Annotated in this window: 15 protein-coding genes and 3 pseudogenes; 12 read left to right on the plus strand and 6 right to left on the minus strand. The window is 70.4% G+C overall.

Annotation, left to right across the window (positions count from 1 at the left end):
• The first annotated feature begins 192 nt into the window (after positions 1–192).
• On the plus strand, positions 193–1,092 hold the full coding sequence (locus ACFWNV_RS13725; RefSeq protein WP_383945306.1) for a GNAT family N-acetyltransferase: 900 nt from the start codon (positions 193–195) through the stop codon (positions 1,090–1,092).
• A 152-nt stretch (positions 1,093–1,244) separates the two neighbouring features.
• Here ACFWNV_RS13725 and ACFWNV_RS13730 read toward each other — a convergent pair whose 3' ends face one another.
• From ACFWNV_RS13730 to ACFWNV_RS13740, 3 genes and pseudogenes are all read right to left on the minus strand, one after another.
• Positions 1,245–1,613, minus strand: coding sequence for an aldehyde dehydrogenase family protein (locus ACFWNV_RS13730; RefSeq protein ID WP_383945309.1), 369 nt, complete (start codon positions 1,611–1,613; stop codon positions 1,245–1,247).
• A 25-nt stretch (positions 1,614–1,638) separates the two neighbouring features.
• A pseudogene (locus ACFWNV_RS13735) lies at positions 1,639–2,043 on the minus strand (aldehyde dehydrogenase family protein); the annotation flags it as partial.
• Positions 2,044–2,523: 480 nt separating this feature from the next.
• A complete protein-coding gene (locus ACFWNV_RS13740; RefSeq protein ID WP_383945312.1) occupies positions 2,524–2,982 on the minus strand; it encodes an acyl-CoA dehydrogenase in 459 nt (152 codons plus the stop codon).
• A 416-nt stretch (positions 2,983–3,398) separates the two neighbouring features.
• Between ACFWNV_RS13740 and ACFWNV_RS13745 the strand changes: the two genes are divergently transcribed.
• The gene (locus ACFWNV_RS13745; RefSeq protein ID WP_383945315.1) at positions 3,399–3,761 is read left to right on the plus strand and encodes an SAV_915 family protein; all 363 of its coding nucleotides are present in this window, start codon (positions 3,399–3,401) and stop codon (positions 3,759–3,761) included.
• A gap of 13 nt (positions 3,762–3,774) precedes the next feature.
• Positions 3,775–5,109, plus strand: coding sequence for a diaminopimelate decarboxylase (lysA, locus tag ACFWNV_RS13750; RefSeq protein WP_383945318.1), 1,335 nt, complete (start codon positions 3,775–3,777; stop codon positions 5,107–5,109).
• An 89-nt stretch (positions 5,110–5,198) separates the two neighbouring features.
• On the opposite strand, the pseudogene ACFWNV_RS13755 reads toward lysA, so the two are convergent.
• From ACFWNV_RS13755 to ACFWNV_RS13765, 3 genes and pseudogenes are all read right to left on the minus strand, one after another.
• Positions 5,199–5,716: pseudogene (locus ACFWNV_RS13755) on the minus strand (hypothetical protein); the annotation flags it as partial.
• A 179-nt stretch (positions 5,717–5,895) separates the two neighbouring features.
• A pseudogene (locus tag ACFWNV_RS13760) lies at positions 5,896–7,013 on the minus strand (HAD family hydrolase); the annotation flags it as partial.
• 169 nt (positions 7,014–7,182) lie between these two features.
• Positions 7,183–9,096 carry an APC family permease gene (locus ACFWNV_RS13765; RefSeq protein WP_383945321.1) on the minus strand — a complete coding sequence of 638 codons (1,914 nt, stop codon included), beginning with the start codon at positions 9,094–9,096 and terminating at the stop codon, positions 7,183–7,185.
• A gap of 277 nt (positions 9,097–9,373) precedes the next feature.
• On the opposite strand from ACFWNV_RS13765, the gene ACFWNV_RS13770 reads away from it, so the two are divergent.
• From ACFWNV_RS13770 to ACFWNV_RS13810, 9 genes are all read left to right on the plus strand, one after another.
• On the plus strand, positions 9,374–9,967 hold the full coding sequence (locus tag ACFWNV_RS13770; protein WP_383945324.1) for a DUF4118 domain-containing protein: 594 nt from the start codon (positions 9,374–9,376) through the stop codon (positions 9,965–9,967).
• 109 nt (positions 9,968–10,076) lie between these two features.
• On the plus strand, positions 10,077–10,232 hold the full coding sequence (locus ACFWNV_RS13775) for a hypothetical protein (protein WP_383945327.1): 156 nt from the start codon (positions 10,077–10,079) through the stop codon (positions 10,230–10,232).
• Positions 10,229–10,318, plus strand: coding sequence for a K(+)-transporting ATPase subunit F (gene kdpF, locus ACFWNV_RS13780; RefSeq protein ID WP_037690508.1), 90 nt, complete (start codon positions 10,229–10,231; stop codon positions 10,316–10,318). Before ACFWNV_RS13775 ends, kdpF begins: the two co-directional genes overlap by 4 nt.
• Positions 10,319–10,324: 6 nt before the next feature.
• Positions 10,325–11,989 (plus strand): potassium-transporting ATPase subunit KdpA, encoded by a 1,665-nt coding sequence (gene kdpA, locus ACFWNV_RS13785; protein ID WP_383945330.1) that lies wholly within the window; start codon positions 10,325–10,327, stop codon positions 11,987–11,989.
• Positions 11,986–14,091, plus strand: coding sequence for a potassium-transporting ATPase subunit KdpB (kdpB, locus tag ACFWNV_RS13790; RefSeq protein WP_383945333.1), 2,106 nt, complete (start codon positions 11,986–11,988; stop codon positions 14,089–14,091). Before kdpA ends, kdpB begins: the two co-directional genes overlap by 4 nt.
• Positions 14,092–14,095: 4 nt before the next feature.
• A complete protein-coding gene (locus ACFWNV_RS13795) occupies positions 14,096–14,812 on the plus strand; it encodes a potassium-transporting ATPase subunit C (RefSeq protein WP_383945335.1) in 717 nt (238 codons plus the stop codon).
• Positions 14,813–14,936: 124 nt separating this feature from the next.
• A complete protein-coding gene (locus tag ACFWNV_RS13800; RefSeq protein ID WP_383945337.1) occupies positions 14,937–15,626 on the plus strand; it encodes a response regulator in 690 nt (229 codons plus the stop codon).
• Positions 15,627–15,683: 57 nt separating this feature from the next.
• On the plus strand, positions 15,684–18,227 hold the full coding sequence (locus tag ACFWNV_RS13805; RefSeq protein WP_383945340.1) for an ATP-binding protein: 2,544 nt from the start codon (positions 15,684–15,686) through the stop codon (positions 18,225–18,227).
• Positions 18,228–18,264: 37 nt separating this feature from the next.
• Positions 18,265–18,873 (plus strand): SDR family NAD(P)-dependent oxidoreductase, encoded by a 609-nt coding sequence (locus ACFWNV_RS13810; protein WP_383945343.1) that lies wholly within the window; start codon positions 18,265–18,267, stop codon positions 18,871–18,873.
• The last annotated feature ends 9 nt before the right edge of the window (positions 18,874–18,882 follow it).

Raw genomic sequence — 18,882 nt, forward strand, 5'->3', positions numbered from 1 at the left:
CAAGGGCAGCAGAAATCCGTGGACGGACCCGCGGAAGATCACGTACCGTGTGGCTCCACGCCCTGAGATGAACGGAAGGAGGCGAGTGCCGTGTGGTTCACACCGTTCCAGCGCTCCCTCTTCCAGCATCCCGGCGTGGTTTCTCAGTTCTGACCGGGGGCGCTCCAAGCAGCCTGTATCCCGGAGGAATCCATGACCGATCTGGTCATCCGTGCGCTCTCTGCGAGCGACGCACATCTCTTTGACGCACTTCCCGACCCCCTGGGCGCCCGTGAGGGTCATCGGCGTACTCGCTTCCGCCCCCACTGGAAGCGCGTCGCCCTGCGCGATGGCGAAGTCGTTGCACGCGGCGCGTGGTGGGGCGGCCCCGACGACTCGGAGCCCGTCAACATCAACTGGTTCGACGTGGCCGAGGGGGAGGAGGAGGCCGGAGCCGAACTCCTGCGCTCCGCTCCCTGGCAGGTCGAACTCGAGATCAACCTGCCCAGCGGCTGGCGGGACGACCCCGAACTGCGGGCCGGAGCCGAGACGCGCTTCGCCGCCGCGCGAGCCGCTGGGTACGAACTCCTGGTGGAACGCTTCCTGTACCGCTGGACCCCGGAGCAAGGTCTGCCCGAGCGGCCCGGACGCCTGCGCTTCAGCGCCGAACCCGACGACGCCGTGTTCTTCGACGCGTTCCGCCGCATCCATTCCGTCACCCTGGACGCCCACGCGCTCAGGGCCATCGAGGAGGGCGGTCTCGACCAGGCCGCCCAGGAGGAACTCGACTTCCTCCACTGGTGCCCCTCCCCACGGGAGTGGTGGCAGATCGCGCACACCCCCGAGGGCGACCTGGCCGGCATCCACATACCGGCCCACAACCCCTCCGGCCCGACCATCGGCTTCATCGGAGTCCTGCCGGAGCAGCGCGGTCACGGCTACGCCTACGACCTCCTCGCGGAGTGCACCCACCTCCTCGTCGAACAGGGCGCGGAGGTCGTCACCGGATCGACCGACCAGGGCAACTTCCCCATGGCCGCGAACTTCACCAAGGCCGGCTTCCCCGTCATCAAGGAACGCATCAACTTCCACTCAGCGGGCCAGGAGGCCTAGCGAGGAGTAGCCACCCGGTGCGAGCGGTCCGGTCCGAGGGCAGGTCCGGACCGCTTGCCAGTGCCCGGTGGCAGGCTGGCTGGCCGGCTGGCTGGCTGGCCGGCACGGTCCTCACCTCCGAGCCGCGGCCGCCCCGCACCCCCGACGGACCGTCACTCGACGGTGATGAGGGCGGCGGTGACGTCGATTCCGGTGCCGATGGAGACGGCCTGGAGGTGGGTGGCTCGCAGTAGGGGGTAGTACGTCTCGCCGCACGCGCCTCCGGACAGGCCGGTCCCGCCGTGGGTGGGGGCGTACGGGGTGGTGCCCGCGTGGGTGTCGTTGATTTTGATCATGCCGCCGTTGGTCACCGCGCCGAGGAACCGGTCGATGGTGGTGGGGGATGCGGTCCACAGGGAGTTGCGCAGCCCGTAGCGGTTGCGGTTGAGCAGGCCGACGATCCGGTCGAGCAGGTCGGGGCCGGCCTCGGCAGCCGTGGGGACGACCACGGGCAGCAGCGGGAAGAAGGTCTCCTCGGTCACGGCGGGCAGCCAGGAAGTCCTTGGCCTTGGCCACCGGTGCGAGTACGGCGCCGGGCTCGGAGGGCAGCCCGGGGTGCAGCAGGTCGGCCAGCTCGGCCAGGCGCCGTAGGAACCCGTCCGCGACGGCGGGGTGGACGACGACGTACTTGGGGACCATGCAGATCTGGGTGGAGGCGAGGAAGCTCTCGGCGGCGGCGTGTGCGGCCTGGTCGAGGTCCGCATCCTCCCAGACCGCGAAGCCGTCGTTGCCGGCCAGCTCCAGCAGTGGCTTCTTCCCGCGCCGGAAGCACTCGTTGCCGATCTCGATGCCGACGTCGGAGGAGCCGACGAAGGCGATGTCGTTGATCAACGGGTCGTCCAGCCAAGGCCTGGACGGCCTGTTGTGCCCCGCCGCACACCAGGTTGCAGACGCCGGGTGGAGCTCCGGCATCCTCCGGAGCGGGCAGCACGATCTCGCGGAAGAGGTACATCACGCCGCTCGGAACCGCGTGGGGGGCGCGCATCACGAGGGTGTTGCCGGCCAGCATCATCGGGATTGCGAGACAGGAGAGGGTGGCGGCCGCGTTCCGAGGCGGGTGGAAGGCGACACACCGTCGGGGAGCCGGCGCAGGATCACCTGGCGGTTGCCGACGGTCTCCTGCCGGTGCAGTTCGGCCGCGCCGCGCGCCAGTTACGCGGGGCTGAGGATGTGTTCGATGCCGGCGGCGTACCACCGGGCCACCCGGTCGGGGTAGCCGTCGGCGATCATCATTCGCGATGACTCCCTCGCCGACCCTTCCCTCGCGGGCCTCGCCGGCGGCCTGTTCGGCGGCACAAGGGTCGCCGATGGCGAGGTCGGCGTGCACGGGAAAGGTCCAGTGGTCACCGGCCACGTCGGCGCCGCCGATGTGCATCGGCCATACGTAGGGCTTCAGCACGGCACCTGCTCCTGTGCGGCGCCCGACCGGGCGTACTGTTCCGGGCAGTCCGGCTGCTCACCGGCGTGCAGGGTGATGGGCACTTGCAGGAGGTCGGCGTCGAGTCCGAAGGCGTCCACCAAGGCGGTGCCGTACCGGGCCAGCTCCCGGCCGCCTTCCTCGATCCCGGCGTGCACGAGGCGCCACTGGGACGGGGTGAGGCGCTGTTCGGCCAGGTGCCAGTCGCCGTGCCGGGCCAGTAGGTTGAGGCCGTGGTGGAGCGTCAGCAACTCCAGCGCGCGGCCTGCTTCGGGCGTTTCCGCCTTGGCCACGCCGTCCAGCATGCTCCGGTAGCCCTGGGCCTGGCAGTGGGCGATGGCGGCGTCGCGGGCAACACCGGAGCAGGCGTTCCACGTCTCGAAGCGGCTGCCGTGGCCGGCCCGGCCGTCTGACACCGGTCGCGCGTCGTCCACGTTCCTGCCGCCACCTGTCCGAAGGGCGTTGTTCGGGGCACCGTACCCATCCTCAGCAAGGAAGTTGATCTGGAAGGCGAGCTCGTTCGGGTGTGGCGCCCCGGAAGGTGAAGAGGACGCGGCAGCGGATGCGGTGGCCGGTCGTCGTGGCGCTGAGCGATGTTCACGCCTGTGCGTGACCGCCCGGCCGCGACTGCTGCTGACAGCGCGCACGGGGTGCTGAGCTGGTCGATCGCATGCCCCGGGCCCGGTTCCGCCGTCAATGATCCGTAAGGAGTTGGCCGGGCGCCGTATGGGACCCGTTACGGGGTGATCGCAGGTGGGCGGGTGCGGGGATACGTTCGATGACGCGTCCCGGACTGCCTCCCCGCACCCGGGGCGCCACCTGCCGCTCGTGGTTCCTCAGGGAGGGCCCCATGTGTTTGTTCCAGTACGCCGACGACGCCGAGCCTGAAGAACGGATCCCGGCCGGGCCCCTGTACGTGCCCGCCCGGCCGGGAGGGGCACACCAGGTGGTGCGGCTGTTCCGCACCCCGCTGGGAACGCGCACCGCTGTCGGCTTCACCAGCCCGGCCCGGCTGGCCGCCACGCTCGGGGCGGAGCAGCCCTGGATCCGGCTCTCCGAAACCGCGCTCCGCGCGATGGCCCGGCCTCTCGGAATCTCCTCGCTGACCGTCGACCCGACCCTCACCGCACCCCCGGTGGCCGCGGAAGCCACCGCCCGCACGGTCGGGGCGCCGCTCCCGCAGGCACCCGCATCCACCGCCCGGACTGTGTGAAGGGGAGCCCCGCATGACCATCACCGTTCTCCCCGGCACACCGGCCGACACCGACGAGCTGTCCGTCTGGCCCGCGTCCGCGGCCCCGCTCCCGCACGGCGGCCTGGCCGTCGGCGGGGTGTCCCTCGCCGAGATCGCCGAGCGCTTCGAGACCCCGGCCTACGTACTGGACGAGGGCGAGGTCCGCGGACGCTGCCGGACCTACCGGGACGCCTTCCCCGAGGCCGGTGTGCTGTACGCCGCCAAGGCCTTCCTGTCCCGTGCCATGGTGCGCTGGGTCGACGAGGAGGGCCTCGGGCTCGACGTCTGCTCGGCGGGCGAGTTGGAGCTCGCCGTCACCGCCGGGTTCCCGCCCGAGCGCATCGTGCTGCACGGCAACGCCAAGTCGTCCCGGGACATCGAGGCCGCGATGCGGCTCGGGGTGGGGCGGATCGTCATCGACAGCCCCTCCGAGATCGCCCGCATCGCGGCCGCCGTGGGACTTGAGGGCCGCCAGAAGGTCATGGTGCGGGTGGTGCCGGGTGTATCGGCCGGCGGCCACGACAAGATCCGTACCGGTACGGAGGACCAGAAGTTCGGCCTCTCCCTCACCGATGGGGGCGCACAGCATGCCATCACACGGATCCTCGGCCAGCCGCGGCTCGAACTGACCGGCCTGCATTGCCACATCGGTTCGCAGATCACCGAGGTGAAGCCCTACCTCGTGGCCCTGCGCCGCATGGTCGGGCTGATGGCCCGCGTCCGCGACATGCACGGCACCGTGCTGCCGGAGCTGGACATGGGCGGCGGCCACGGCATCGCCTACCGGCCCGGCGAACCCTCCCTCGACCTCACGGCGCTGGCCCGCCGGCTGCGCGCCGAGCTCGTCCAGGGCTGCGCCGCCGCCGGGCTGACCGTGCCCCGGCTCCTGATCGAGCCCGGGCGGGCCGTCGTCGGGCCGGCCGGGGTCGCCCTGTACCGGGTGCTCGCCGTGAAGCACACCAGCGAGAAGGTGTTCGTCGCCGTCGACGGCGGCATGAGCGACAACCCGCGGCCCGCCCTGTACGGGGTGCGCTACGCGCCCCGTCTCGTCGGCCGCCACTCGACGGCCACTCCGCGTACGACGACGGTCGTCGGCCGGCACTGCGAGGCCGGTGACGTCCTCGCCTCCGGCGTGGAGCTGCCGGGCGACATCCACCCCGGCGACCTGCTCGCCGTCCCGGTGGCCGGCGCCTACCAGCTGTCCATGGCCTCCGGCTACAACTTGGTCGGCCGGCCCCCGGTCGTCGCCGTCCACGAAGGCACGGCCCGGGTACTCGTACGGCGCGAGACGCTGGACGACGTCCGGACGCGTGACATCGGCGACTAGCGACCGCCGAGCGCCATCACCGGCGGTGGCCGCGACCCGAAGGAGCCCGGGGGGGGCGGTGCCGGCCGCCATCGCCGGATCGCCGGATGTCAACCTGCGTAAACGTGGGGCCGGCGGGCCCAGTCCGGTTCGGCCTCGCGGATGACCTCGCGGGTGACGGGGGCGACTTCGCCCTGGCCGAAGAGGAAGAAGCGGAGGAAGTTGGCCATCGGGTTGCCCTCGGTCCACTCGAAGTAGATGTGGGGGCGAGGGCCATGATGCCGCCGATGAAGCAGGCGCCGATCTTCACGCCGTCGGGACGTTCGACGACGTTGACGGCCGTGGTGTAGATGAAGACGGCCGAGATGATCCCGAAGCCGAACGTCCAGCCGCGCTCCCCCGCCCGGCGGGCGGCGATGGTCACGGCCACGGCCGCCGAGGTGATCAGGACCAGGACGCCGGTGGCGTACGCGCCGCCCTGCGCGTCGACGTCGGCGTCGAAGATCCAGGTCACCAGGAACGCGACCAGCGTGAAGACGATGACCATCGGGCGCAGGGCGCGGGCCCATTGCGGGGCCATGCCGTAGCGGGGCAGGTGGCGCGGCAAGAAGTAGTCGAGACCCGTCAGGCACATGACCCGCCACCACGGACGGCCGTGCGGCTGGGCCGCCGCCTCCTTGGCGGCGGGCGAACCGTTCTCGGCGGTCAGGCCTTCCAGCATCCACGCCCGCAGGCGCGGCGTAGCACGAGGCCCTTGACGGGGTTCAGCCGAGGCCGGGGATGGTGGACACCGACGCCGGCCTCGGCGACGCCGGCCTCGGCGGCGATGGCTCGGGCCGTCAGCTCGTTGTCGCCGGTCACCATGACCGTACGGATACCCATGGCGCGAAGCTCTGTAAAGCGCTCCCGGATGCCGCCCTTGGCCACGTCCTCGAGGTGGATGATCCCGAGGACCCGCGGGCCGTCCCAGTCGTGGACCGCGACCAGCAGGGGCGCGTCGCCGGACTCGGACACCGAGGCCGCCCATGTGCCGGCTTCCGCCGGTACGGTGCCGCCGTGCGCCACCCCCAGTCGCAGACCTGCGTCACCGCGCCCTTGCGGATGGCGCAGCCGGCGCCGCCCGTCCAGCTCAGGTTGATGCCGCTCATCCGGGTGCGGGCGCTGAACTCGGCGAAGCGGGGATTGCTCAGGTCCTCCACGGCCACCGGCTCCAGGCCGTACTGCCGGGCGAGGGCGACCACCGACCTGCCCTCGGGGTCTCGTCGGCGAGGGAGGACAGCTGGGCGGCCGGCACCGGCGAGTTTGATGTGGTCGATGCCGGGGAGCGGGATGAAGGCCGCGGCTTCGCGGTTCTCGTTCGGGGTCTTCTGCCGGGTGGCGCCTTCGACGAGGGCGATCATCCGGTCGATGAAGCCGTTCCCGGGGCGCGAGGTGACCCGTACGACGATGGCGTCCGACAGGACGGTCGTACCGCCTGTCACGCCGGACCGGTCGCCGCCCGACTCCCTTAGGACCGGGGCCGATTCGCCGGTGACGGCCGACTCGTCCACCGTCGCCGCCCCGTCGACGACGTCGCCGTCGGCCGGCGCGACCGCCCCGGTCTCGGCTTGCCGCAGGTTCGCCCCGTACGTCCAGTGGTTGAGCCGCAGTGCGACCGTGTCCGTACGCGCCTTGCGCAGCGACTCGGCCTGAGCACGTCCGCGGCCTTCGGCGACGGCCTCTGCGAGGTTGGCGAGCAGGACAGTCAGCCACAGCCAGACGCTGATCACCCAGGTGAAGACGGACGGGGGGAATGGCGCCGAGAGCGTGGTCAGGACCGATCCGACGGCGACGACGAACAGCACCGGCTTCTTGACCAGTTCGCGCGGGTGGAGCTTGGCGAAGGCCTCCCGAGCCGAGCCGGCGAGGAGTTCGGGCTCCAGCATGTTCGCCTGCCCGGCCCGTTTCCGGGACGGCCGGTCGAGCGGAGCCCCGGGAGGGGTTCCGAGACCCGGAGGAACGTGCTGCGCGGCGGCGGGAGCCGTGAAGGGACCTTCTGGTGAGTTCGGCTTCGGCAAGACACCCCTGCCGGAGTTCAGTTCAGTTCGGTTCAGTTCAGTTCGCGTCGTCGGTGATGCGGAAGCGCAGTCGGCAGATGACGGCGTCGGTGTCGCGGCGTACCGCGTGGGCGACGACGGAGCCGCGCTGGTTCTGCAGCATCCGCTGCCACAGGTGGGCGGGTTCGGTTTCCGGGATGACCACGGTCACCTGGGTTCCCGGATGTGTCTGCGCCAGCTCTCGGATGTATGCCGACACCGGACGGCCGAGCGAGCGGGTGTCCGAGGAGAGCTCGATCAGCTCGACTCCCGGCTTCCACAACTCCCAGTCCCGGCGCAGCGCTTCGGCTGCCTGCCGGTCCTCGGGAGCCGGGTGGGTCACCGTCACGGCGAGGACCTCGTCGCCGAGCGAGCGGGCGGCGGTCAGGGCCTGGCAGGTCAGTCGGGACAGCCCGGAGACGGGCACGACGACCAGGGAGCGGGAGCGCCGGGGCGCCTGCGGGATGCGGCCGAGCTCCAGGCGTTCTCCGATCTGGGCGTAGGCACGGTGGATCTTCTCGAACGCGAGGACGATGAGCGGCAGGGCGAGGACGATCAGCCAGGCACCCTCGGTGAACTTGGTCGCGGTCACGACGATCGCCGAGACCCCGGTGAGGAGCGCCCCGAAGCCGTTGAGGGCCGCCTTGGCCCGCCAGCCCCGCGGGCGTTCGCCGTTCCAGTGCAGGACCATGCCGACCTGGCAGATGGTGAAGCCGACGAAGACGCCGATGGCGAAGAGCGGCACGAGGGTGTTGGTGTCGCCGCCCGAGAAGACGAGCAGTACGGCGGAGACGAGCGCCAGCCAGATCACACCGTGGCGGTGCACCTGACGGTCGGCCTTGAGGGCGAAGAAGTGCGGCAGGAAGTTGTCGCGGGCCAGCAGGCTCATCAAGACGGGCAGGCCGCCGAAGGAGGTGTTCGCGGCGAGCGCGAGGAGCACCATGGTGGCGAACTGGACGACGTAGAAGGCCGCGTTGTGACCGAAGGAGGCGTCCGCGAGCTGGGCGAGGACGGTGACCCCCTCGACCGGCTGGAGGTGGAAGCGGCCGATCAGGACCGAGAGCCCGATCAGCATCACGCCCAGCAGGGCTCCGAGCGCCACCTCGGTGCGCTGGGCCCGGCGGGCGGCCGGGGCGCGGAAGGACGGCACGGCGTTGGCTACGGCCTCGACGCCGGTCAGGGCCGAGCAGCCGGCCGCGAAGGCCTTCAGCAACAGGAGCGCGCCGACCGTGGTGGCCCCCTCGCCCAGCGCGGATGCGTGTCCGGCGGCCGAGGCGGTGCTGACCGGCCCGTCGCGGAACAGGCCGACCCCGACCATGGCCAGGATCGACCCGACGAACACGGCGGTGGGGACGAGGAAGGCCTTGGCCGAGTCCACGACGCCCCGCAGGTTGACCGCCGTGACCAGGACGAGGATCCCGAGGCAGATCCATACCCGCTCCGGGTACAACTCCGGGAAGGCCGAGGTCAGCGCGGCCACGCCGGCGGTGACGGAGACGGCCACGTTCAGCACGTAGTCGAGGATCAGCGAGGCCGCGGCCACCAGGCTCGTACGCCGGCCGAGGTGCCTCTTCGCGACGGCGTACGAACCGCCGCCGTCGGGGAACGCGGCGATCACCTGCCGGTACGAGGCCACCAGGACGGCGAGCAGCGCGGCGATGGCCAGGGTGACGGGGAGCGTGAAGCCCATCCCGTACGCGCCGGCCGCGGCGAGGACCAGCACGATCGACTCGGGCCCGTACGCGACGGAGGCCATCGCGTCGAGCGACAGGGCGGCCAGGCCCTGGAGGGCGGTCAGCCGGTGCGGGTCCTTCGCCCCCTGCGTCCGTGCGCCGGGATCAGGAGGCTCCTCCGTGCCCGGCGTCGTTCCTGCCACCGTCGTTCCTGCCGCCGTCGTTCCTGCCGCCGTCGACTTCTCCATGTGTATGGACATCTCGCCTGTTCCTCCGTCGGACAAAGTGAGGACAGCGTCCGGACGGCGAGGCCGGATGACCAGTGCTCTTGGCGCGATCCATACGGCCACCACCCCACTCTTCACGCACTCCTTACGCCGGGGCCGGAGATTCGTATGAGGTGCGTCAAGACCTCGCCGTCGCGAATGGCTCCCGCTTCGGCGGAGGCACGCTTGATGTGGGCAGCCGTGTCAGGCCGCCCGGACCGGACCGGAGCGGTTCCGGTCAGGACCTGCGTCTCCGGTCAGGAGGCATCACATGTCCGGGTACCGACTCCACGACCGCGCCGTGCTGCTCGCGGCGCTCGTGGTCCCCTTCCTCGTGGCGCTCGGGCTCGCGCCCTTCCGCGGGGCGCTCTCCGCGGCCAACGAGGCTCTGATCATGGTCGTCGCCGTGGTCGCGGTCGCCGCACTCGGCACCCGGGCCGCCGGCGCCCTGGCCGCGCTCTCGGCGGCCGTGTGGTTCGACTTCTTCCTGACCCGGCCGTACCAGCGCTTCGCCATCGCCGACGGTGAGGAGATCCGGACGGCTGTCCTGCTGCTGGTCGTCGGCCTGCTGGGACTGCGCGGCTGCCGCTTCGAGTACGGGACCCTGATGGGGACCCTGCCGCGCCTGGAGCACGGCGGCGGCCTGTGGCTGCGCCAGGGAACCCGGATCACGCAGTACGCGGCCTGGCCGGACGGAGAGACCGAGCTTCGGGTGACCGGCGGCGGCCACTACTACGGCCGTTTCCTCCTCGATCCGCTGCCGGACCGCCCCCTGCCCCCCGAAGAGGCACGCCTGGTGGCCGTCGCCCTGGCAGCGCAGGCGGGCGCCGCCCTGGACACCGCCGGCCTCTCCCACCAGGGCTGACCAGCGGTTGACCGGCGGTTGACCCGCGTTTCACGGCCCTTGGCGTAAGTGCGGCGTTAAGAGTTCCCCGGCGGGCGTATGGACACCGTCAAGGCGTCTTAACGCCGGGGTGAAGACACGGTTGTCTCGTCATCGGCCGTCTGGCCGATTCTTTTCTTCCCTCTTCATCCAGGAGCTCACGGTGGCCGATCTGGCCTTCGTCGTCACCACGGTCGCGGTCTTCGCGCTGGTGGCCCTTGTCGCCCGGGGGGTGACCAAGCTGTGAACGCCGAAAACATCGTCGGCCTCGTCGTGGCCGTCTCCCTGCTCGGATACCTCATCCTCGCCCTCGTGTACCCGGAGAGGTTCTAGCCACCGATGAGTCCCGTTCTCGCTGGTGTGCTCCAGCTCCTCGCACTGATCGCAGCGCTCGCACTGGCCTATCGCCCCCTCGGCGACTACATGGCCAGGGCCTACTCCTCGGAAAAGCACTACAAGCCGGAGAAGTGGATCTACAAGGCCATCGGCGCCAACCCGTCGGCCGAAATGCGCTGGCCCGCCTACCTCCGCGGCGTCCTCGCCTTCTCGGCGGTCTCCGTCCTCTTCCTCTACGGCCTCCAGCGGGCCCAGGGCATCCTGCCCGGCTCGCTCGGCTTCTCCGCGATCGACCCGGACCAGGCCTTCAACACGGCCGCCTCCTTCGTCGCGAACACCAACTGGCAGTCGTACTACGGCGAACAGGCCATGGGCCACGTCATACAGACCGGCGGCCTCGCGGTCCAGAACTTCGTCTCGGCGGCGGTCGGCATGGCCGTCGCGGTCGCCCTCGTACGGGGCTTCGCCCGCTCCCGCACCGGCGAACTCGGCAACTTCTGGGCCGACCTGGTCCGCGGTGTCGTCCGGATCCTGCTCCCCATCTCCGTGATCGGCGCGATCGTCCTCGTCGCCTGCGGCGCCATCCAGAACTTCTCCGGCATCCACGAGGTCGGCCAGTTCACGGGCGGCACCCAGCAATGGAACGGCGGCGCTGTCGCCTCGCAGGAAGTCATCAAGGAGCTGGGCACGAACGGCGGCGGCTACTTCAACGCCAACTCCGCCCACCCCTTCGAGAATCCGGGCCCCTTCTCGAACCTCTTCGAGATCTTCCTCATCCTGGTCATCCCCTTCTCCCTGACCCGCACCTTCGGCCGCATCGTCGGAAACCTGCGCCAGGGCTACGCGATCCTCGCGACGATGGCCACCATCTGGATCGGCTTCACCGCGCTGATGATGTGGACGGAATTCGCCCACCACGGCCCGGCGTTCGACGTGGCCGGCGGGGCGATGGAGGGCAAGGAGACCCGGTACGGGATCGCCGCCTCCTCCATCTTCTCCGTCGCGACCACGCTCACTTCCACGGGCGCGGTCAACTCCTTCCACTCCTCGTACACCGGCCTCGGCGGCGGGATCCAGCTGCTGGGCATGCAGCTCGGCGAGATCGCCCCCGGCGGCGTCGGCTCCGGCCTCTACGGCATGCTGATCATGGCGATCATCGCGGTGTTCATCGCCGGCCTGATGGTCGGGCGCACCCCCGAGTACCTGGGCAAGAAGATCGGTACCCGCGAGATCAAGTTCGCGGCGCTCTACATCCTCATCACCCCGGCCCTGGTGCTGTGCTTCACCGCGGCGGCCATGGCGCTGGACACCCCGGGCAACTCGATGACGAACTCCGGGGCGCACGGCTTCTCCGAGATCCTCTACGCGTACACCTCGGGCGCCAACAACAACGGATCCGCCTTCGCCGGGCTGAACGCCGACACCCAGTGGTTCAACAGCACCATCGGCATCGCCATGCTGCTGGGCCGCTTCCTGCCGATGGTGTTCGGCCTCGCGCTGGCCGGCTCGCTGGCCGAGCAGAAGCCCGTCCCCGAGACCGCGGGCACCCTGCGCACCGACAAGCCGCTCTACACGGGCCTGCTCGTCGGCACGATCCTCATCGTCACCGGTCTGACCTACTTCCCGGCCCTGGCGCTGGGTCCGCTCGCCGAAGGGCTCGCATCATGAGCACCGCCACACCCACCAGGGCTCCGCACCAGGACGTGCCCACCGGCCACAAGCCGGACTCCGGACGCGTGGGCGGCGGCCTCTTCGACCCGAAGCAGCTGCTGAAGTCCTTCCCCGACGCGATGAAGAAGCTCGACCCGCGCGTCATGATCAAGTCGCCGGTCATGTTCGTCGTCCTGATCGGCTCGGTCGTCACGACCGTCCTGGCGGTCAAGGACCCGACGGACTGGTTCGGCTGGGCGATCACCGTCTGGCTGTGGCTGACCACCATCTTCGCCAACCTCGCCGAGGCGGTGGCGGAGGGCCGCGGCAAGGCCCAGGCCGACACCCTGCGCAAGGCCAAGACCGACTCCATCGCCCGCCGGCTGACCAAGGACGGCAAGGGTGAGGAGCAGGTCCCGGGCACGGAGCTGCGTATCGGCGACCTCGTGGTCTGCGAGGCCGGCGACATCATCCCCGGTGACGGAGACGTCGTCGAGGGCGTCGCGTCCGTGGACGAGTCCGCCATCACGGGTGAATCGGCCCCGGTCATCCGCGAGTCGGGCGGCGACCGCAGCGCCGTCACCGGTGGCACGAAGGTGCTGTCCGACCGGGTCGTCATCAAGATCACGACGAAGCCCGGCGAGACCTTCATCGACCGCATGATCAACCTGGTCGAGGGCGCGGCCCGGCAGAAGACGCCCAACGAGATCGCGCTGAACATCCTCCTGGCGTCCCTCACCATCGTCTTCCTGCTCGCGGTGGTCACCCTCCAGCCCTTCGCGATCTACGCGGGCGCCAAGCAGTCGATGATCGTGCTGACGGCGCTGCTGGTCTGCCTGATCCCGACCACCATCGGCGCCCTGCTCTCCGCCATCGGCATCGCCGGCATGGACCGCCTGGTCCAGCGCAACGTCCTCGCGATGAGCGGCCGCGCCGTCGAGGCCGCCGGTGACGTCTCCACCCTCCTCCTGGACAAGACGGGCACCATCACCCTCGGCAACCGCCAGGCCTCCGAGTTCGTCCCCGTCAAGGGCACCACCGAGGCCGAGCTCGCGGACGCCGCGCAGCTCTCGTCCCTCGCGGACGAGACCCCCGAGGGCCGCTCGATCGTGGTCCTCGCGAAGGAGAAGTACGGCCTGCGCGAACGCCACCAGGGCGAGCTGGTCGGCGCCGAATGGATCCCCTTCACCGCCCAGACCCGCATGTCGGGCGTGGACCTGGACGGCAAGAAGACCCGCAAGGGGGCGACCGGCTCGGTCGTCGCATGGGTCAAGGAGCAGGGCGGCCAGGTCGCCGAGGACGCTCAAGCCCTCACGGACCGGATCTCCCAGGCCGGCGGCACCCCGCTGCTGGTGGCGGTCAAGGACGACAGGGGCGCTCGCATCCTGGGTGTCATCCACCTCAAGGACGTGGTCAAGGAGGGCATGCGCGAACGCTTCGACGAACTGCGTCGCATGGGAATCAAGACCATCATGATCACCGGCGACAACCCGCTCACCGCCAAGGCCATCGCCGAAGAAGCGGGCGTCGACGACTTCCTCGCGGAAGCCACCCCCGAGGACAAGATGGCCCTCATCAAGCGGGAACAGGCCGGCGGAAAGCTCGTCGCCATGACCGGCGACGGCACCAACGACGCCCCGGCGCTGGCACAGGCCGACGTGGGCGTGGCGATGAACACCGGCACCTCGGCCGCCAAGGAGGCCGGGAACATGGTGGACCTGGACTCCAACCCCACCAAGCTCATCGAAATCGTCGAGATCGGCAAGCAGCTCCTCATCACCCGAGGCGCCCTCACGACCTTCTCGATCGCCAACGACGTGGCGAAGTACTTCGCGATCATCCCGGCCATGTTCGCCGTGGTCTACCCGGGCCTGGACAAGCTCAACATCATGGGCCTGGCCTCCCCGGAGTCGGCGATCCTCTCCGCGGTCATCTTCAACGCGCTGATCATCATCGCCCTGGTGCCGCTCGCCCTGAAGGGCGTCCAGTACCGGCCGACCAGTGCCGACAAGATGCTCCGCCGGAACATCGGGATCTACGGACTCGGCGGCCTCATCGCCCCGTTCATCGGCATCAAGATCATCGACATGCTCATCTCCCTCATCCCCGGAATCGGCTAAGGCTATGAACAACTCTGTAGGCAACACCGCACGGTTGATCGGCGCCGGCCTGCGAGCCCTGCTCGTCCTCACGGTCATCTGTGGGGTCATCTACCCGCTCGCCGTCACCGGGATCGCCCAGGCCGCCTTCAACGACAAGGCCAACGGCTCCGAGATCAAGGACAAGAGCGGCCAGGTCGTCGGCTCCTCGCTCATCGGGCAGACCTACAGCCTGCCGAAGAAGGACCCCGACGACGCGGAGGAGGCGGTCAAGCCGGACCTCAAGTGGTTCCAGCCTCGCCCCTCCAACGGCCTCGGCTCCAACAGCGTCAACACCCAGTACTCGCTGATCCTCTCCGGCGCCACCAACCGCTCCGCCGACAACGGCGCGATCAACGGCAAGTGCACCGACCAGGCGGAGGAGGGCACCCTCTGCGCCCAGGTCATCGCCGCCAAGGACGCCGTCATCGCCGACAACTCCACCGCCGGGTACACGGTCAAGCCCGAGGACGTGCCGGCCGACGCCGTCACCTCCTCCGGCTCCGGCCTCGACCCCGACATCTCCCCCGAGTACGCCAAGCTCCAGATCCACCGGGTCGCCGAGCAGAACAAGCTCGACGTCCAGCAGGTCGAGAAGCTCGTCGCCGACCACACCGAGGGCCGGACGCTCGGCTTCATGGGCGAACCCCGTGTCAACGTCCTCGAACTCAACATCGCCCTGAAGGCGCTGTCCAAGAGCTGATGTTCCACACCGCACGGTCAACGAAGCCGGCGGGGCGCGGAAGCTCCCCCAGCTACCGCTGGGAGGGCCCCGGCGCCCCGCCGGCTTCTTGCCGTGCCCGCAACGAAGGAAAGGCTGCACACCGATGACCCGGGTGCTGGTGGTGGAGGACGACCCGCAGCTCGTCCGCGCACTGAAGATCAACCTCCAGGCGCGCAAGTTCGAAGTCGAAGAGGCTTCCGACGGCGGCACGGCCCTGCGGCTCGCGGCCGCCCGCAAGCCGGACGTCATAGTGCTCGACCTCGGACTCCCCGACATGGACGGCATCGAAGTCATCAAGAGCGTCCGCGGCTGGAGCAAGGTCCCCATCCTGGTCCTCTCTGCCCGGCACACCTCCGAGGACAAGATCCGGGCCCTGGACGCCGGCGCGGACGACTACGTCACGAAGCCGTTCAGCATGGACGAGCTCCTGGCCCGCCTGCGGGCGGCCACGCGCAGGCAGGAGGCGCCCGAGGCCTCCCGGTCGGCCGAGGTCTCCGTCGTCACGACCGACGAGTTCAGCATCGACCTGATCGCGAAGAAGGTGCACCGGGGCGAGCGCACCGTACGGCTGACCCCGACCGAATGGCACCTGCTGGAGATCCTCATCACCCACCCCGGCCGGTTGATCACCCAGAGTCGGCTGCTGCTGGAGGTCTGGGGACCGACGTACGGGGAGAACACCAACTACCTGCGCGTGTACATGGCCCAGCTGCGGCGCAAGCTGGAAGCGGACCCCTCGCACCCGCGCTACCTGATCACCGAACCGGGGATGGGTTACCGCTTCGAGCCCTGATCACCGGCCCTCCATCCTCAGCTCTCCATCCTCAGCACACAGAAGAAGAGACGGAACATGGGACGCGGCAAGCTCCGCATCTACCTCGGCGCGGCGCCGGGCGTCGGCAAGACGTACGCGATGCTCTCCGAGGCGCACCGCCGGATCGAGCGGGGCACCGACTGCGTCGTCGGCTTCGTCGAGCACCACCACCGACCGCGCACCGAGGTCATGCTGCACGGCCTCGAACTCATCGAGCGGCGCGAGATCGAGTACCGCGGCTCCGCCTTCGCCGAGATGGACGTGGACGCGATCCTGGCGCGGCGCCCCGCCGTCGCCCTGGTGGACGAGCTCGCGCACACCAATGTGCCGGGCTCGCGCAACACCAAGCGGTGGCAGGACGTGGAGGAACTCCTCCGGGCCGGCATCGACGTGGTCTCCACCGTCAACATCCAGCACCTCGAATCGCTGGGCGACGTGGTCGAGACGATCACCGGGGTCCGTCAGCGCGAGACCGTCCCCGACGAAGTCGCCCGGCGGGCGGACCAGATCGAGCTGGTGGACATGTCCCCGCAGGCGCTGCGCCGCCGCATGGCCCACGGCAACGTCTACAAGCCCGACAAGGTCGACGCGGCCCTGTCCAACTACTTCCGGCCCGGGAACCTCACCGCGCTGCGCGAGCTCGCGCTGCTGTGGGTCGCGGACCGGGTCGACGAGTACCTCCAGGAGTACCGCGGCGAGCACAACATCCGCTCGACGTGGCAGGCCCGCGAACGCATCGTCGTCGGCCTCACCGGCGGCCCGGAAGGCCGTACGCTGATCCGCCGAGCCGCCCGTCTCGCCGAGAAGGGCTCCGGCGGCGAGGTCCTCGCCGTCTACGTCGCCGCGAGCGACGGGCTGACCTCGGCCTCGCCCAAGGAACTCGCCGTCCAGCGAACCCTGGTGGAGGACCTCGGCGGCACCTTCCACCACGTCATCGGCGACAACGTCCCCGACGCGCTGCTGGAGTTCGCCCGCGGCTGCAACGCCACCCAGATCGTGCTCGGCGTCAGCCGCCGCCGCTCCTGGCAGTCCGTGTTCCGCCCCGGCGTCAGCGCCACCGTGGCCCGCGAGTCCGGACCCGACCTCGACGTCCACATCGTCACCCACGACGCAGCCGCCAAGGGCCGGAGCCTGCCCGTCGCGCGCGGCGCACGGCTCGGGCGTTCGCGCATCATCTGGGGCTGGATCGCCGGTGTGGCCGGCCCGGCGCTGCTCGCGCTGCTGCTGAACCAGGTCGTCCCCGACCTCGGGCTCGCCAACGACATGCTGCTCTTCCTCACCTTCACGGTGGCGGCGGCCCTGCTCGGCGGACTGCTCCCCGCGCTGGCCTCGGCGGCCTTCGGCTCCCTGCTGCTGAACTACTTCTTCACGCCGCCGCTGCACGAGTTCACGATCTCCGACCCCAAGAACATCGTCGCCATCGCGATCTTCGTGGGTGTGGCCGTGTCGGTGGCCTCCGTGGTCGACCTGGCCGCCCGCCGTACCCACCAAGCCGCCCGCCTGCGCGCCGAGTCCGAGATCCTCTCCTTCCTCGCGGGCAGCGTCCTGCGCGGCGAGAACTCCCTCGACGCCCTCCTGGAACGGCTGCGCGAAACCTTCGCCATGCAGTCGGTCGTCCTCCTGGAACGCACCAGCGAGGTCGACCCCTGGACCACCGCCGCATCCGTCGGCACCGGGGCCGTCGGCCGGCCCGAGGACGCGGACGTCGACCTGCCCATCAGCGACAACATGGCCCTCGCCCTGACCGGCCGGGTGCTCCGGGCCGAGGACCGCCGCGTACTCGGCGCCTTCGCCGCGCAGGCAGCCGTCGTACTCGACCGCCGGCGCCTCGTCGACGAGGCCGAGAAGTCCCGCGCACTGGGCGAAGCCAACCGCATCCGCACCGCCCTGCTCGCCGCCGTCAGCCACGACCTGAGGACCCCGCTCGCCGGCATCAAGGCCTCCGTCAGCTCGCTGCGTTCCGACGACGTGGAATGGTCCGAGGAGGACAAGGCCGAGCTCCTCGAAGGCATCGAGGACGGCGCCGACCGCCTCGCCGCGCTGATCGGGAACCTCCTCGACATGTCCCGCCTCAACACCGGCACCGTCGTCCCGCTGATCCGCGAGACCGACCTCGACGAGGTCGTCCCCATGGCCCTGGGCGGCGTACCCGAGGACAGCGTCCTCCTGGACATCCCCGAAACCCTGCCGATGATCGCCGTCGACCGCGGGCTGCTGGAACGGGCCGTCGCCAACATCGTCGAGAACGCCGTCAAGTACAGCCCCGCCGGCCAACCGGTCAACGTCTCGGCCAGCGCCCTCGCCAGCCGCGTCGAACTGCGCGTCGTCGACCGCGGCCCCGGAGTCCCCGACGAGGCCAAGGACCGCATCTTCGAACCCTTCCAGCGCCACGGCGACGCCCCGCGCGGCGCCGGAGTCGGCCTCGGCCTCGCGGTCGCCCGAGGCTTCACGGAGGCCATCGGCGGCACCCTGACCGCCGAGGACACCCCCGGCGGCGGCCTCACCATGGTCATCACCCTCCCCATAGCGGGCAGCGCCCCGCCGGTCACCGCGGAACTGCCGACCTCGGTGGTCACCTGACAGCGTGGTATCCATCGGCCCGTGCCCACGGAAACACGTGAGCCGTCCGCTTCCGGTATCCCCCACGGCCATCAGAAGGCCGTCAAAGGCACGTTCAGGTGCTTGCCGCCGCATCCCCCGTGCGCTGGGACGGGGTCATGAACAGCGGTCCGCGCTACGAAGATCGGCCACCGACCGGCTGATCGCCTCCGCGGGCATCCCCGACGCCCTACGGCGCCCGCTCACCGCCGACGGCAACGAGATCTCCTTCCAGGTCAACTTCCTTGCCCACTACCTCCTCACCACCCTCCTGGAGCCCGCCCTCACCAGTGACCCCGGCGGACGCGTCGTCAACGTCTCCTCCGCACTGCACCGTTCGGGCGCCGTTCAGTGGAACGACCCGCAGCGCGTGCGGTGTTACTCCCGCCTCGCCGCGTACGCGCAGTCGCAGCCGGCCCTGACCGTCTTCGCGGCCGACCCGCGCGTCACCGCCGTCTCCGTCAACCCCGGCGTGTGCGACACCGGCCTGCTCTCCCTCTACGGACACGAGGGCGCGCCGGCCGCCGAGGGCGCCGAGCGCGTCGCCCCGGTCGGCGCCGCCACCGAGGACCGCGCCGTCAAGCGCCTCGACAAGCTCGCCGACCTCCTCGTCGGCCACACCGCCTGACGGCCCTCC

Source organism: Streptomyces sp. NPDC058401, from assembly GCF_042722885.1.
Lineage (GTDB): Bacteria > Actinomycetota > Actinomycetes > Streptomycetales > Streptomycetaceae > Streptomyces.

Coding starts and splice junctions, on each gene's coding strand:
- ACFWNV_RS13725 (WP_383945306.1), top strand. CDS start 193: ATGACCGATCTGGTCATCCGTGCGCTCTCTGCGAGCGACGCACATCTC.
- ACFWNV_RS13745 (WP_383945315.1), top strand. CDS start 3,399: ATGTGTTTGTTCCAGTACGCCGACGACGCCGAGCCTGAAGAACGGATC.
- lysA (WP_383945318.1), top strand. CDS start 3,775: ATGACCATCACCGTTCTCCCCGGCACACCGGCCGACACCGACGAGCTG.
- ACFWNV_RS13765 (WP_383945321.1), bottom strand. CDS start 9,096: ATGTCCATACACATGGAGAAGTCGACGGCGGCAGGAACGACGGCGGCA.
- ACFWNV_RS13770 (WP_383945324.1), top strand. CDS start 9,374: ATGTCCGGGTACCGACTCCACGACCGCGCCGTGCTGCTCGCGGCGCTC.
- kdpA (WP_383945330.1), top strand. CDS start 10,325: ATGAGTCCCGTTCTCGCTGGTGTGCTCCAGCTCCTCGCACTGATCGCA.
- kdpB (WP_383945333.1), top strand. CDS start 11,986: ATGAGCACCGCCACACCCACCAGGGCTCCGCACCAGGACGTGCCCACC.
- ACFWNV_RS13795 (WP_383945335.1), top strand. CDS start 14,096: ATGAACAACTCTGTAGGCAACACCGCACGGTTGATCGGCGCCGGCCTG.
- ACFWNV_RS13800 (WP_383945337.1), top strand. CDS start 14,937: ATGACCCGGGTGCTGGTGGTGGAGGACGACCCGCAGCTCGTCCGCGCA.
- ACFWNV_RS13805 (WP_383945340.1), top strand. CDS start 15,684: ATGGGACGCGGCAAGCTCCGCATCTACCTCGGCGCGGCGCCGGGCGTC.